General features: G+C 71.4%; 12 protein-coding genes. 4 read left to right on the forward strand and 8 right to left on the reverse strand.

The window, feature by feature from the left end; translation table 11 throughout:
* Positions 1 to 20: 20 nt before the first annotated feature.
* Complete coding sequence (locus tag ACFC1X_RS04365; RefSeq protein WP_376348679.1) at positions 21 to 1,064, forward strand: hypothetical protein; 1,044 nt, start codon at positions 21 to 23, stop codon at positions 1,062 to 1,064.
* Between the two features lie 553 nt (positions 1,065 to 1,617).
* On the opposite strand, the gene ACFC1X_RS04370 is transcribed toward ACFC1X_RS04365, so the two are convergent.
* Positions 1,618 to 3,126, reverse strand: a complete 1,509-nt coding sequence (locus ACFC1X_RS04370; RefSeq protein ID WP_376348681.1) for a trypsin-like serine protease — start codon at positions 3,124 to 3,126, stop codon at positions 1,618 to 1,620.
* Positions 3,127 to 3,681: 555 nt separating this feature from the next.
* A complete protein-coding gene (locus ACFC1X_RS04375) occupies positions 3,682 to 4,728 on the reverse strand; it encodes a LacI family DNA-binding transcriptional regulator (protein ID WP_376348682.1) in 1,047 nt (348 codons plus the stop codon).
* A 191-nt stretch (positions 4,729 to 4,919) separates the two neighbouring features.
* Between ACFC1X_RS04375 and ACFC1X_RS04380 the strand changes: the two genes are divergently transcribed.
* The 3 genes from ACFC1X_RS04380 to ACFC1X_RS04390 are packed head-to-tail and all read left to right on the forward strand — an operon-like array spanning position 4,920 to position 8,094.
* Entirely contained in the window at positions 4,920 to 6,071 is a 1,152-nt protein-coding gene (locus tag ACFC1X_RS04380) for a Gfo/Idh/MocA family protein (protein WP_161326844.1), read from the forward strand.
* The gene (locus tag ACFC1X_RS04385; RefSeq protein WP_376348685.1) at positions 6,068 to 7,231 is read left to right on the forward strand and encodes a dihydrodipicolinate synthase family protein; all 1,164 of its coding nucleotides are present in this window, start codon (positions 6,068 to 6,070) and stop codon (positions 7,229 to 7,231) included. Before ACFC1X_RS04380 ends, ACFC1X_RS04385 begins: the two co-directional genes overlap by 4 nt.
* A 47-nt stretch (positions 7,232 to 7,278) precedes the next feature.
* Positions 7,279 to 8,094 carry a sugar phosphate isomerase/epimerase family protein gene (locus ACFC1X_RS04390; protein ID WP_376349753.1) on the forward strand — a complete coding sequence of 272 codons (816 nt, stop codon included), beginning with the start codon at positions 7,279 to 7,281 and terminating at the stop codon, positions 8,092 to 8,094.
* Between the two features lie 164 nt (positions 8,095 to 8,258).
* Here the strand turns inward: ACFC1X_RS04390 and rbsD are convergent, their stop codons facing one another.
* The 6 genes from rbsD to ACFC1X_RS04420 form a co-directional block, all read right to left on the reverse strand.
* The gene (rbsD, locus tag ACFC1X_RS04395; protein ID WP_376348687.1) at positions 8,259 to 8,648 is read right to left on the reverse strand and encodes a D-ribose pyranase; all 390 of its coding nucleotides are present in this window, start codon (positions 8,646 to 8,648) and stop codon (positions 8,259 to 8,261) included.
* Entirely contained in the window at positions 8,645 to 9,547 is a 903-nt protein-coding gene (locus tag ACFC1X_RS04400; protein WP_376348689.1) for a ribokinase, read from the reverse strand. The genes rbsD and ACFC1X_RS04400 overlap by 4 nt, the downstream gene beginning before the upstream one ends.
* Positions 9,548 to 9,594: 47 nt before the next feature.
* The gene (locus tag ACFC1X_RS04405; protein ID WP_376348690.1) at positions 9,595 to 11,550 is read right to left on the reverse strand and encodes a substrate-binding domain-containing protein; all 1,956 of its coding nucleotides are present in this window, start codon (positions 11,548 to 11,550) and stop codon (positions 9,595 to 9,597) included.
* Positions 11,540 to 13,075 carry a sugar ABC transporter ATP-binding protein gene (locus tag ACFC1X_RS04410; protein WP_376348692.1) on the reverse strand — a complete coding sequence of 512 codons (1,536 nt, stop codon included), beginning with the start codon at positions 13,073 to 13,075 and terminating at the stop codon, positions 11,540 to 11,542. The genes ACFC1X_RS04405 and ACFC1X_RS04410 overlap by 11 nt, the downstream gene beginning before the upstream one ends.
* Complete coding sequence (locus tag ACFC1X_RS04415) at positions 13,072 to 14,112, reverse strand: LacI family DNA-binding transcriptional regulator (RefSeq protein WP_376348694.1); 1,041 nt, start codon at positions 14,110 to 14,112, stop codon at positions 13,072 to 13,074. Before ACFC1X_RS04415 ends, ACFC1X_RS04410 begins: the two co-directional genes overlap by 4 nt.
* A gap of 192 nt (positions 14,113 to 14,304) precedes the next feature.
* Entirely contained in the window at positions 14,305 to 14,853 is a 549-nt protein-coding gene (locus ACFC1X_RS04420; RefSeq protein ID WP_376348696.1) for a DUF1062 domain-containing protein, read from the reverse strand.
* Positions 14,854 to 15,115: the final 262 nt, after the last annotated feature.

Genomic DNA, 15,115 nt, shown 5'->3' on the forward strand with positions numbered 1-15,115 from the left:
TCGCGCCACCGGGAGCCGACATGAGTTTCAGGACCCCACCGCGGCCGTTCGACATCGCCGCACTCTTCCCTGAGCTGGCCCCGCTGGCGCGCACGGCGACCCGGCTGCACCCGCGGCCGGGGTCGCCGACGGTGCACGACAGCTCTGTCGGCGGGCCGCTGCTGTGGCCCGCCGACGAGCCATGGCCGTACTGCGACGAGCCGCACGACAGCCGCGCGACGAGCGCGGTGCACTCCCCGGACGACGTCCGGCTCTTTCGCCGCAGGCAGGAGGCAGTGGCCGAGCGGCTGCGCCTCGACCCCCAGGCACCCGCAGTCACACCCGAGGAACTGGTGGCCGCGAAGCGGTTCCGCGAGGGGCGCCCGTGGTTTGACGGCCCGATCCCCCTCCTCCCCGTCGCCCAGCTCTACGCTCGAGACATCCCCTTTACGTGCCCACCCGACGCGGACCTCCTCCAGGTCCTGTGGTGCCCCTTCGACCACGAGAAGGCCGCCCATCCCCGTACGGCCCTCTTCTGGCGCTCCGCCACCACCGTCACTGACGTCCTCGACGCATCGCCCGAGCCGCCGATCATCCAGTCCATGCACTACCTCCCGGAGCCGTGCCTGTTCTCACCGGAGCAGGCCACCGACTATCCCAACCCGTCGGAACTGAGCGATGAGCATCGGGACCTGTTGGACGACATGAGCCGCTGGGAGACGATCGTCCCCGCGCGGTACAACACGTACGCGGACGACCCGGGCGAGCTCTATCTGAACAACCTCTCCACCGCCCCCGGTTGGAAGACCGGCGGCTGGACCCGCTGGAGCCCCACCGATCCCGTCAACCGCTCCTGCCCCGAGTGCGGCACCGAAGAGGTGCCGCTCCTCACCATCGCCTCCTCGGAATGGGACGGCGGCAGCGAGACATGGATCGCCGACGAGGACCGGACGACCCCGGCCCCGCATCATCTGGGCGCGGAGGACGCCAACTTCACCCTGATCGACATCACCGGCGGTAACAACCTCCAGCTCCACGCCTGCCCGGCCGACCCGACCCACCCCCACATCGAGCTGTTCCAGTGACCGGCACGTCGGGAGTCGGCACGACTTTCACCACCCCCACCGCGGCCGGTCGGCGGGCTCCGCACGTCGAGCGCCTCTGAGGAGATCCTTCAACTCGTGGCCCGCTGCCTCACGGGCGCGGGCCACTTGCGGTCACCGTCGACGTCGGCGAAGTGCAGCCGACCCAGGTCCTTACACGTCACGAAGAGATCCCAACCGCACTGAAGCACCCGCCCCGCCAGGAACGGCTGTGGATGGCGGTCAACTCGGCTTCACTGCTCCTGCGGCGCAGGGTCTCACCCGCCTCGGGGGCGTCGGTGGCCACTTCCAGGGCAGCGGACAGCGCTGCCGAGTGGGCCCGCGAGCAGTGGGTGAGGCGCTGCGGGACGCCGGGCGACGGCTGAACAAGGGGCCGTCACTCGCGTGAAACGGCCCCTGTGTCAGAGCAACGCGCGGTATGGCGGAGTTCAATTGATTGCTGCCGGTACGCACGTTCAGCTCGGGCTTCTGTGACAGAAGCGTGCTTGGCCCGCCCTGGATGGACGGGAGGCACGCCGACGACTGGATGGGACTGTTACGGCGCGGGGCGCATGGCAACGCCCTTGTTGAGGGTGCCGGTGCCGGTGCCGGTGTACAGGAGCAGCGTGCCCTGACCACCGACGGCGGCGACATCGCCCTTGGTGTCGCCGTTGAAGTCGCCGCCGATGATGCGCTTCATGGGGGTCCAGGTGTTGTCGGGCCACAGCTTGCGGGCGGCGTCCAGACCGCCCGCGGTGTTGCCCGCGTACCAGTTCAGGCTGCCGTCCTCGCGGACCGCGACGAGGTCGTCACGGCCGTCGGCGTTGATGTCGGCGGTTCCGGTGAGGCGGGTCTTGCCCCAGGTGGCGTCCGGCCACATCTTGATCTTCTCGCCGGTCAGCACGCCGTCGGCGCCGGTGTAGTAGCCGTAGAGGCTGCCGTCGCCCCACTGGGCGACCAGGCCGTCACGGCCGTTGAGCGTGAAACGGGTGACCTGCTTGATCGTCTTCCACGACGTGTCGTGCCACATGGGCTTGCTCTTGTTCAGGATGCCGGTGGCGGTGCCCGTGTACAGGTGCAGGGTGCCGTCGCTGCGCACGGCGGCGATGTCACCGTTACCGTCGTCGTTGAAGTCGCCGCCGATGATCTGCACCATCGGGCTCCAGGTCTTGTCGTTCCACAGTTCGCGCCCGTACTCCAGGGTCCCGTCGGGCTTGGTGTAGAAGGCGTGCAGGGACCCGTCGTCCAGGACGGCGGCGACGTCGGTGCGGCCGTCGCTGTTGAAGTCGGCGGAGGCCACCAGGTCGCTCAGGTTGCCGGTGCCGAGGTCACGGTTGACGGTCTGTGTGATGAAGGCCGTGTCGCTCGCTGACGCGATGGCATCCGTACTGGTCGACTCCGAGCCGAAGCAGCCACCCTGCATGGAGCGGCTGTTGATGCCAACCAGCTGCAAGGTGCCGTTCTTGTCCTGCAGCAGAGGGCCGCCGGCGTCACCAGCGCATATGGCGTCGCCCCCCTGGCCCGTGACGTTGATGGCATCGGCGGTGGCCGACGTGACGGAGAAGGAGCCCTGATGGCGCCGGGTGGGCACCCATTGGTCCTTCGTACGCCCGAAGCCGACCGCCGTGAGCGTTGCGCCCGCGCTCGGTGCACCGGACGCCAGACGGACCGGCGCGATGTCGGGAACGGCCTTGTCCAGCCGTGCGAGGACCATGTCGCGGTTCGAGTGCGGGACGAGCTCGACGACCTCACGCACGTAGCCGTTGGCGATGGTGGAGTCGGCCCGGCCCACGGTGGCTCTGGTGAGCTGGGCGGGCTTTCCAGCAGCGACAGCGCCGGCTCCGTCCGCGAAACAGCTGGCTGCGGTGAGCACCCACTGCGGGTTCACCAGCGCACCCGAGCATGCCCGGAAGTCGGTGCCGATCGTCAGACGGGCGGTGAAGTCCAGCTTCGCGTCAGTGGCAGGGTCGCCCACGGCGGCATGAGCCGGCGGGGATACCAATGCGCTCGCGAGGACGGCTGCGGACACAGCGGTGACCCGGGCGGGATACGGCATACGAAACATAGGAGTCCTCAATCCGCGTTGAAGCAGTGACGGTGCCGGGAAGAACCGACGGAGACGGTCAGCGGGGGCGAGGGGCCGCCCGGCGGGTTCCCCTCGCTCGCGCAGTCGGCGAGCTCCATGTGGTCGGCACCACGCGGCGCATGACGGGGCACCGACGGCGGCTGCGGTGCTCCGAAGGTCTGGCAATGCGCTGCGTCGTCTCATCACAGTCCTAGAGGCCGATGGTCGGCAGAAGCCGACCGGAGGAAATCTTCGCCACCCGCCTGCAGTTCAAGATCCTTATAGAAGCGAAGGGTTGGCGGGCGCGTCCATCTCAGAAATCGGATGGAAAGTGGCAACCGGTAAAGAAGGGTCATGATGTGTGTCACACACGGAAACGGTTGTAGTGCAGTGAGTAAAGAATTGGCATCTAAATGATGGTGTGCGTCCGCTGTCAGGTAGGTGCCGCCAGGCGCTGCCGCGCATGGCATCGTTCGAACCTGTCGCGAGAGGGCACGGGGGTCCAACCCTCAACCGTGCCCACGCCCACCCGGGCCCTCGAGACCCCCACGGCACCTACCCCCGCGGCCCCCCGGAGGACCCCCGCACCATCAACTCCCCCCGCACCGTAGCGATCCCCCCGGCCGGCGCCTCCTCCCGCCCCATCGCCACCCGCCCCGCCCGAGCCCCCGCCTCCGCCAGCGGCAGCCGGACCGTCGTCAGCGCGGGCACCGCGTCGATGCTGAACGGCAGGTCGTCGAAGCCGGCCACGGACACGTCGTCCGGAATCCGCAGCCCCGAGTCCCGCAGCGCCGCGCACGCCCCCAGCGCGACGGAGTCGTTCGCGGCCACGACAGCCGTCAGGGACGGATCCCTGCGCAGGAGTTCCAGCGTCGCCTCGTAACCGGACTGCCGGTCGTAGCGGCCGTGGACCGTCCAGCGGGGGTCCTCCTCGACGCCGTGCGCGGCGAGAGCCGCCCGGTGGCCCTCCAGTCGGTGCCGGGTCGTGGTCCGCTCCTGGGGGCCGGCGATGTAGCCGAGCCGGCGGTGCCCGAGCCCGAGCAGGTGCTCGGTCAGCTCCCGGCCGCCCCCGCGGTTGTCGAAGGTCAGCGCGATGGCCCCGGTCTCCGGCGCCGGTGGCCGCCCGCACAGCACCACCCGCGTCCCGGCCTCCGTCAGCTTCCGCAGCTTCGCCCCCACCGCCGCCTGGTGCGCCGCGTCCTCCATCGCCCCGCCGGTCAGCACGACGGCCGCCGCGCGCTGCCGTTGCAGCAGGGTGAGGTAGGTCAGCTCGCGCTCCGGGGAGCCGCCGGTGTTGCAGACCACCGCGAGCCGCTCGCCGCCCGCTCTGCCGCCCGGCCCGCCGATCTCGGACTGGATGGCGCCGGCCATGATGCCGAAGAAGGGGTCGGCGATGTCGTTGACCAGGATGCCGACCAGGTCGGACGTGGCCGCGGCCAGGGCGCTCGCCGGGCCGTTGAGCACGTAGTCCAGCTCGTCGACCGCCTTCAACACCCGCTCCCGGGTGGTGGCGGCCACCGGATAGTTCCCGTTCAGCACGCGCGACACCGTCGCGGGGGAGACCTGGGCGCGGGCCGCCACGTCCGCAAGTGTCACCGTCATGTCCTCGTCCTCCGCATCGCGCGTGAGCCGAACGCCGTCGCGGTGACCCTACGGCCACCACGCGTCGTCGTTCGCCCCCTCGAACAACTCACCCGAATCGCGGTCTTGTCCAGACCACCGTTCACAGGCTAGCTTCGTTCTGTATAGAAAGCGCTTGCTGTAGGACGTATGGCTCGTACGAAGGGAATGACGTGACACGCAAGACGGTGCGTATCGCCATGAACGGCGTGACCGGGCGCATGGGCTACCGCCAGCACCTCGTCCGCTCCATCCTGGCCCTCCGCGAACAGGGCGGCCTCGACCTCGGCGACGGCACCGTGCTGTGGCCGGAGCCGGTCCTGGTCGGCCGCCGCGAACACGCGCTGAAGGCGCTCGCCGAACGGCACGGACTCGACCACGTCTCCACGGACCTGGACGCGGTCCTGGCCGACGACAGCGTCGACGTCTACTTCGACGCCCAGGTCACCTCGGCCCGCGAGGAGGCGATCAAGAAGGCGATCGCCGCGGGCAAGCACATCTACACCGAGAAGCCCACCGCCACCGGCCTGGACGGAGCCCTCGACCTCGCCCGCCTCGCCAACGCGAAGGGCGTCCGGCACGGCGTCGTCCAGGACAAGCTCTTCCTCCCCGGCCTGCTCAAGCTCAAGCGCCTCATCGACGGCGGCTTCTTCGGCCGGATCCTGTCCGTGCGCGGCGAGTTCGGCTACTGGGTCTTCGAGGGCGACTGGCAGGAGGCCCAGCGCCCCTCGTGGAACTACCGCACCGAGGACGGCGGCGGCATCGTCGTCGACATGTTCCCGCACTGGGAGTACGTCCTGCACGAGCTGTTCGGCCGCGTGAAGTCCGTGCAGGCCCTCACCGCCACCCACGTCCCGCAGCGCTGGGACGAGAACGGCAAGCCCTACGACGCCACCGCCGACGACGCCGCCTACGGCGTCTTCGAGCTGGACGGCGGCGCGATCGCCCAGATCAACTCCTCCTGGGCGGTGCGCGTCAACCGCGACGAACTGGTCGAGTTCCAGGTCGACGGCACCGAGGGCTCGGCCGTCGCGGGCCTGCGCAACTGCCGCGTCCAGCACCGCTCCGCCACCCCCAAGCCGGTCTGGAACCCGGACATCCCCGCCACCGAGGCCTTCCGCGACCAGTGGCAGGAGGTCCCGGACAACGGCGACTTCGACAACGGCTTCAAGGCCCAGTGGGAGCTGTTCCTCAAGCACGTCTACGCCGACGCCCCCTACCACTGGGACCTGCTGGCCGGCGCCCGCGGCGTCCAGCTCGCCGAACTGGGCCTGAGGTCCTCGGCGGAGGGCCGCCGCCTCGACGTACCGGAGATCTCGCTGTGACCCTCCACCTGCCGGGCGCGGACGGCACCCTGCGCGCCCACGAACCGCGCACCGAGCCCCTCGCCGTCACCCGGGACGGAGCGGGAAGCGCTTTCACCTCCCGTACGGTCTTCTCGGCGGCGCACGTGGTCGCCGACCCGTTCGCGGACACCACCCCCGACTCGCCCGCCGCCGTCGACTGGGACGCCACCCTCGCCTTCCGCCGCCACCTGTGGTCCCACGGACTCGGCGTCGCCGAGGCGATGGACACCGCCCAGCGCGGCATGGGCCTGGACTGGGCCACGGCGGCCGAGCTGATCCGCCGCTCCGCCGCCGAGGCGAGGGCGACCGGCGGCCGCATCGCGTGCGGAGTAGGCACGGACCAGCTGACCACCACCGGCACCCTGGCAGACGTCCGCGGGGCCTACGAGGAACAGCTCGCCCTCGTCGAGGAGTCGGGCGCCCAGGCCATCCTGATGGCCTCCCGCGCCCTCGGCGCGACCGCGAAGGGCCCGGACGACTACCTGGAGGTCTACGGCCACCTCCTCCGCCAGTCCGCCGAACCGGTCGTCCTGCACTGGCTGGGCCCGATGTTCGACCCGGCCCTGGAGGGCTACTGGGGCTCGTCCGACCTCGACGCGGCGACGGACACCTTCCTGGAGGTCATCGCCGCCCACCCCGACAAGGTCGACGGCATCAAGGTCTCCCTCCTGGACGCCCAGCGCGAGATCGACCTGCGCCGCCGCCTCCCGCGGGGCGTGCGCTGCTACACCGGCGACGACTTCAACTACCCGGAGCTGATCGCGGGCGACGAGCAGGGCTTCAGCCACGCCCTGCTCGGCATCTTCGACCCCCTGGGCCCGCTGGCCGCCGAGGCGGTCCGCCACCTGGACACCGGCGACACGGAGGGTTTCCGCGCCCTCCTCGACCCCACCGTCGAACTCTCCCGCCACCTCTTCCAGAGCCCCACCCGCTACTACAAGACGGGCGTGGTGTTCCTGGCCTGGCTGGCCGGCCACCAGAGCCACTTCACGATGGTCGGCGGCCTCCAGTCGGCCCGCTCCCTGCCGCACCTCGCCCGCGCCTACGAACTCGCGGACAGCCTCGGCCTGTTCCCGGACCCGAAACTCGCCGAGGAGCGCATGCGGACCCTGCTCGACCTGTACGGAGTCACCCAGTGAGCGACACCCGTCCCGCCCCCGACCTGACCCGCTTCAGCATCAACCAGATGACGGTCAAGCAGCTGACGCTGCCCGAACTGACCACCGCCTGCCGCGACCTGGGCATCGGCAACGTCGGCCTGTGGCGCGAACCGGTCCAGGCGTACGGCGTCGAGGCGGCGGCCAAGCTGGTCCGCGACGCGGGCCTGACCGTCACCACCCTGTGCCGCGGCGGCTTCCTCACGGCCGTCGACCCGGACGAGCGCGCCGCCGCCCTGGCCGACAACCGCCGCGCCGTCGACGAGGCCGCCGCCCTCGGCACCGACACCCTCGTCCTGGTCTCCGGCGGCCTCCCGGCCGGCCACAAGGACCTGCGCGCCGCCCGTGAACGCATCGCGGACGCGCTCGCCGAACTCGCCCCCTACGCCGAGCAGCACGGCGTACGCCTCGCCATCGAGCCGCTGCACCCGATGTACGCCTCGGACCGCTGCGTGGTCTCCACCCTCGCCCAGGCCCTGGACCTGGCCGAACGCTTCCCCGCCCACCAGGTCGGCGTCACCGTCGACACGTACCACATCTGGTGGGACGACCGGGCGCCCGAGCAGATCGCCCGGGCCGGGGCGGGCGGCCGCATCCACACCTTCCAGCTCGCCGACTGGACCACCCCCCTGCCCGAGGGCGTCCTCAACGGCCGCGGCCAGATCGGCGACGGCGCGATCGACATGCGCGAGTGGAAGAACTACGTGGAGACGGCCGGATACACCGGCCCCATCGAGGTCGAACTCTTCAACGAGGCCCTGTGGGCGCGCGACGGACGCGAGGTACTGGCCGAGACGGCGGCCCGGTTCGCCGCGCACGCGGGGGACGCCGAGCCGGAAAAATAAATCACGGTGACGCGTGCAACCCTTTCCGCGTCCCGCGGGTCGTACTTGGCATCAGAACCCCTGTGGGGGGACCCGGGGGGGGATCCGTGGGGTTCTGAAGGGGAGGGGAAACCCGAGAGGGCCCGGTCGCGACCGGGCCCTCTCAAAGTTTTCGGGCGCATCCGTCAGAAGAAGACCCCGCACCGCAGCAGCACGTTCGCGTACGGCCGGGCCTCGCCGGTGCGGACGATCAGGCGCGCACCCGCCGACAGCTCCTTGAGCCGCTCGTGCGGGACCAGGGCCAGGCCGGGGAAGTGGCCGTCGAGCAGTGCCGCGGCGTCGGTGTTGGCCTGCCGCACCTCCGTCGCCGCCACCGCGTCCTCCACGACCAGCTCGGCGAGCAGACCGTCCAGCACCTCCGCGAAGGACGGCACCCCGGCGCGGAAGGCCAGGTCGACGACGCGCGGGCCGTTCGGGATGGGCATGCCCGCGTCGCACACCAGGACCCCGTCCCCGTGCCCGAGTTCGGCGAGCGCGCCCGCGAGGTGGCGGTTGAGTATCCCGGCCCTCTTCACAGCGCCTCGGCCTCCGCCGCCGTCGGGTACGACTCCTGCGCCCCCGCCTTCGTGACCGCCGCCGCGCCCACCCGGGCCGCGTACGCCGCCGCCTCGGCGAGTGAGTCGCCGGTGCCGAGCCGCCAGGCCAGCGCCGCGGTGAACGCGTCGCCCGCGCCCGTCGTGTCCACGGCGTCCACCTTCACCGACGGCACCCGCGAGACGCCCGCGCCCGACGCCACCAGCGCGCCCTCGGCGCCCAGGGTCACGACCACCGAACGCGGGCCCTTGGCCAGCAGGATGCGGGCCCAGTCCTCGGGGCGCTCGCTGACCAGGGCGTCGCCGAGGATCACCTTCGCCTCGTGCTCGTTGACGATCAGCGGGTCGCAGGCCGCGAGGACCTCCGGCGGCAGCGGGCGCGGCGGCGACGGGTTCAGCACGAAGCGGCTGTCCGGCGCCAGACTCCGGACCACCTCCACGACCGTCTCCAGCGGGATCTCCAACTGCGTGGAGACCACCTGGGAGGCGTGGAAGAGGCTGCCGGCCGCGCGGACGTCGCCCGGCGTCAGCCGGCCGTTGGCACCCGGCGAGACCACGATGCTGTTGTCCCCCGACGGGTCGACGGTGATCAGCGCGACGCCGGTCGGGGCGCCGCCCACCAGCACGCCGACCGTGTCGACACCGGCCGCGCGCTGCGAGTCGAGGAGCAGCCGCCCGTGGCCGTCGTCGCCGACCCGGGCCAGCAGGGCCGTACGGGCGCCGAGCCGGGCGGCGGCCACCGCCTGGTTCCCGCCCTTGCCTCCCGGGTGGACGGACAGGTCGGAGCCGAGCACCGTCTCCCCGGCGCCCGGCCGCCGTTCCACGCCGATCACGAGGTCGGCGTTGGCCGACCCCACGACCAGGAGGTCGTAGTCGTACATCAGTCGTTCTCCGATCGAGTGAATCCGAGTCCCGGGCCGCGCCCGTGTCAGCCCTCGAAGCCGGCCACGTTCTCCTTGGTGACCACCTTCACGGGCACCTTCACCGTCTGCTCCACCTTCTTGTCCTCGGCCGCCCGCAGCGCGTTCTGTACGGCGATCCTGCCCAGTTCCTTCGGCTGCTGCGCGACGGACGCGAACAACGTGCCCTCCTGGACCGCCTTCAGCCCGTCCGGCGTGCCGTCGAAGCCGACGACCTGGACCGACTTCCCGGCCTTGGAACCCAGCGCCTTGATCGCGCCGAGCGCCATCTCGTCGTTCTCCGCGAAGACACCGTCGATGTCCGGGTGCGCCTGGAGCAGGTTGGTCATCACGTCCAGACCCTTGGTGCGGTCGAAGTCCGCGGGCTGCTTGGCGACCACCTTGATCCCCGGGTACTCCTTGAGGCCGGCCGCGAAGCCCGCCCCGCGCTCCCGGCTGGCGGAGGTGCCGGCCTGGCCCTGGAGGATGGCGATCGTGCCCTTGCCGCCGAGCTTCTCGGCGAGGGCCTTGGCGCCCAGCTCACCGCCCTCGACGTTGTCGGAGGCGACCAGCGCGGCGGTCTCGGCGTCGTTGACACCGCGGTCCACGGCGATGACGGGGATGTCGTCCTTGTTCGCCGTACGCACCGAGGGGCCCGCGGCGTCCGAGTCCACCGGGTTGACGATGATCGAGGACAGGCCCTCGCTGGTGAAGTTCTGCAACTGGTTCGCCTGCTGGGAGGCGTCGTTCTGCGCGTCCGTGACGGTCAGGTCCACGCCCAGCTTCTTCGCCTGCTCCTCCGCGCCGTCCCGGATCTGGACGAAGAACGGGTTGTTGAGCGTCGACAGCGACAGGCCGACCTTCTGCGACTTGCCGCCCGAGGAACCGTTGTGCAGCAGCGAGGTCGCGCCGACCACCGCGACGGCGACGACCGCCGCGATCACGTACGTCAGTGCCTGCTTGCCCCGGTTCCCGCCGCCGGAGGTCCCGGCCGCCGGAGTGGTCGCGCCGGCCTTGCGCCGCAGGGTGTCCAGGAGCACCGCCAGCGCGATGACGACACCGATGACGACCTGCTGCCAGAACGCGGAGACGGACAGCAGGTTGAGGCCGTTGCGCAGCACCGCGAGGATCAGCGCGCCGATCAGCGTGCCCGACGCCTTGCCGGTGCCGCCCGCCAGCGAGGCACCGCCGATGACGACGGCGGCGATGGCGTCCAGTTCGTAGCCCTGCGCGGCCTGCGGCTGCGCGGAGGAGAGCCGGGAGGCGAGCACGATGCCCGCGGCGGCGGCGAACAGGCCGGAGAAGGCGTAGATGGCAAGCTTCTGCCGCTTCACCCGCAGCCCGGACAGCCGCGCGGCCTCCTCGTTGCCGCCGATGGCGTACATGGAGCGGCCGATGTAGGTCCGCCCGAGGACGAACGCGGTGATCAGCCCCATCACGATCATCACCAGCACCGGCACGGGCAGCCACCCGCCGAGCGTGTCACCGAGGTGGGAGACGGAGTCCGGGAAGGCGATGGGCGAGCCCTGCGAGATGACCAGCGACAGACCGCGCCCGACCGACAGCATGGCGAGCGTCGCGATGAACGGCGGCAGCTTCCCATACGAGATCAGGAAACCGTTCACCAGACCGCAGGCGATGCCCGTCGCGACGGACAGCAGCACCGCGAGCGCGACCGGTATCCCTGCCTCGGTGGCGCTCCAGGCCAGCACGGTGGCCGACAGCGCGGCGACCGAGCCGACCGACAGGTCGATGCCCGCCGAGACGATGACGAAGGTGACACCGAAGGCGAGGATCGCCGTCACGGCCGCCTGGACGCCGACGTTGAGCAGGTTGTCGGCGGTCAGGAAGTCCCCGGAGAGCGCCGACATGGCGACGACGAGGACGATCAGCGCGGTCAGCGCGCCGTTCTCCAGCAGCAGGCGGCGCACACCGCCCGAGGCGCCCTGCGCGCCCGGCTTGCTCTTGAGCGTGTCAGTGGCCACGGTCGGCCTCCGTTCCGGTTCCATCGGTGTGGGGGGTGCTGACGGCGAGCGCCATGACGGCGTCCTGGGTGGCCCGCTCGGCGGGGAGTTCACCGGCGACCCGCCCCTGCGCCATGACGACCACGCGATCGCTCATGCCGAGTACCTCGGGCAGATCGCTGGAGATCATGAGCACGGCGGCACCGGCGGCCGTCAGTTCGTTGACGAGCTGGTAGATCTCGACCTTGGCGCCGACGTCGATGCCCCGCGTCGGCTCGTCGAGGATGAGCACCTTGGTGTTCGCCAGCAGCCACTTGCCGATGACGACCTTCTGCTGGTTGCCGCCGGAGAGGGTGCGCACGTGCTGGCCGAGACCGGCCATCCGCACACCGAGCTGCCCGGCGATCCGCTCCGCCGACGCGTGCTGGCCCTTGAGGTCGACGAGCCCCGCCCGGGAGGTGGTCCGCAGGGTGACGAGCCCGAGGTTCTCCTCGACGGACGCGTCCAGGACGAGCCCCTGACCCTTGCGGTCCTCGGGCACCAGCCCGATCCCGGCGGCCATGGCGGCGTTCACGTCGTGCCGCCGCAGCGGCGCGCCCGCTACGTGCACGGTCCCGGCGTCGTAGGGGTCGGCGCCGAACACCGCGCGCACCACCTCGGTCCGCCCGGCGCCGACGAGGCCCGCGATGCCGACGACCTCGCCGGCCCGCACCTCGAAACCGACGTCGTGGAAGACGCCGTCCCGGGTCAGCCCCTCCACCTTGAGCAGCGCCTCGCCGGTGTCGGTGCGTTCGCGCGGGTACTGCTGCTCGATCGACCGCCCGACCATGAGCCGTACCAGCTCGTCCTCGGGGGTGGAGGCGGGCACCTGGCCGACGCTGCGCCCGTCCCGGATGACGGTGACGCGGTCGCCGAGGGCGGCGATCTCCTCCAGGTGGTGCGTGATGAACACGATCCCGACGCCGTCCTCGCGCAGCCGCCGCACGATGGCGAACAGCTTCTCGACCTCCTCGGAGGTCAGCACGGCGGTCGGCTCGTCCATGATGAGCACGCGCGCGTTCAGGCTGAGCGCCTTGGCGATCTCGACCATCTGGAGCCGCGCGATGCCGAGTTCCCGCACACGCGCGCGGGGCGACACGCTCAGGCCGACCCGCTTGAGCAGCACCTGGGCGTCCGCGTCCATCTTCTTCCGGTCGATCATTCCCAGGCGGCGCGGCTGCCGCCCCAGGAAGATGTTCTCGGCGACCGTCAGATCGGGGACGAGGTTGAACTCCTGGTAGATGGTGGCGATCCCGAGGCGCTCGGAGTCCTGCGCACCGTGGATGCGCACCTCCTCGCCACCGGCCAGGATCCGCCCGGCGTCGGGGGTGTAGGCGCCGGAGAGCATCTTGATGAGTGTGCTCTTGCCCGCGCCGTTCTCACCGAGCAGCACATGCACCTCGCCCCGGCGCAGGTCGAAGTCGACGCTGTCGAGCGCGACCACGCCGGGGAAGGTCTTGCGGATGCCCTCGATGCGCAGCAACTCGTCCGGACTGCGGCTGCTCACGGCGTACTCCTTCGTACGGGGGACGGGGACGGGGAGTGCGGGGCCGCCGCCTCACCGCAGGAGCGGCGGACGACGAGCCGCGCGGGGAGGGTGACGGACTCGCCGGTCCGCCCCTCGATCCGGTCGACGAGCGCGCGTACGGCGGCCCGCCCGAGGTCGCCCGTGGGCTGGGCGATCGCGGTGACCGGCGGATCGGTGTGCACGAACCACGGGATGTCGTCGAACGCGGCGAGCGCGATGTCCTCGGGGACCCGAAGACCCCGCGCCCGTACGGCATCCAGCGCGCCGAGCGCCATCAGGTTGTCGGCGGCGAAGACCACCTCGGGCGGCTCGGGCAGGTCGAGGAAGCCCTCGGTGACCCGGCGGCCGCTGTCGGCCTGGAAGTCGCCCTGCCCGATGTAGGCGCCGGGGAGGGGCAGCCCGTACGCGCCGAGCGCCTCGCGGAAGGCGTCGACGCGCTCGCGGCCGGTGGTGGTGGCGGCGGGCCCGGCGATGATCGCGAGCCGGCGGTGCCCGAGCCCGTACAGGTGGGCGACGAGGTCCCGTACGGCGGCCCGCCCGTCCGACCTGACGACGGGGACGTCCACGCCGGGGATCCACCGGTCGACGAAGACCATCGGCGTCCCGGCCCGCGCGGCGGCCAGCATGTGCGGGGAGCCGCCGTCGGTGGGGGAGACGAGGAGACCGTCGATCCGGCGGTCCAGCAGCGTCGTCACATGGTGATCCTGGAGATCGGGCCGCTCGTCGGCGTTGCCGATGATGACGCTGTAGCCGAGCGCGCGGGCCTCCTCCTCGACGGAGCGGGCCAGTTCGGTGAAGTACGGGTTCATGACGTCGCTGATGACCAGGCCGAGGGTGCGGGTCTGGGCGGTGCGCAGCGACCGGGCGACGGCGTTCGGGCGGTAGCCCAGCGTCTCGACGGCGGCCAGTACGCGCCGGCGTGCGGCGGCGCTGACCGACGGGTGGCCGTTGAGCGCGCGCGAGACCGTCGCGACGGAGACGCCCGCCTCGGCGGCGACGTCCTTGATGCTCGCCATCGCCGTTTCCACCTCCTCGTGGAATCGATTACACGAAGGATTGGAAACGATTACAGGGGCTTGGGGCAAGGGGTGGTGCCGCGCCGAGACCCAATCGTGACCGGGTCTCGGCGCGGCTGCCGGGGGGCGTCGGCCGCCTCAGTGGCCGCAGCGGCCTCAGTGACCTCAGTGACCTCAGCGGCCTCAGCGGCCTCAGCGCTTGAGCGTGAAGGTGAAGTCGCCGGTGAGTCTGGCGCCCAGCCGGACCGCCGAGACGACCTTCCCCTCCGCGGCCAGCCTCTCGACCTCGGCCCGGGAGAGACCGCACCCCTCGGCGATCAGCCGCACCGGCCGCACGGGGACCGGGGCGGCGAAGCGGACCGAGACGTCGATCACCTCGCGGTCCAGGTGGTCCGACCCGCCCGTGTCGAGGCGCCAGGCGCCGTCCCAGTCGAGGGCGACGCGATTACGGCGCCGGACGCCCGGATCCTGGAGCAACTCCGCCGCCAGGGCGGGGTCGTTGCCGTGCAGCCGGTCCAGCAGCTCGGGCCGTACCGAGCGCACGCGCGTGCGCTCGAAGACCGTGAGCTTCGCGGTGTCCCCGCAGGTGGTGCAGAGCACGAGGAGCCAGGCGTCGATGAGCTTGTGATGGGCGTTGGCGCGGAATTTGCCGTTCGCCCGGAAGCGCCCGCCCCCGCACGCGTGGCAGCGGCGGAGGACGAGCGGCAGGCAGGTGGGCATGACGACCCAGTCGTTGAGCACAGAAGTACACCGGTTTCAGTGTGAGAAGTCCGCAGCGGAAAGCAGCACGGCGCACAGGTGCGACGCGCGACAGATCAGCACTCGGGGTGTCTCACGCGATGTACAACGGCCCGCCCTTCTCCAGCCTCACCGGACGACTCGGTCCGGCAGGAGGGTAGTTGCGCACGGCGGCGGGGGGGCCCCCCGGGTATCCGGGGGGGGGGCCCCCCCCCCCCGGGCCGCCGATAAAAAAAGAAGAGCCCCACGAACAAAACCGCCACAG

Origin of the sequence: Streptomyces sp. NPDC056128, assembly GCF_042263835.1 — a bacterium.
Lineage (GTDB): Bacteria > Actinomycetota > Actinomycetes > Streptomycetales > Streptomycetaceae > Streptomyces.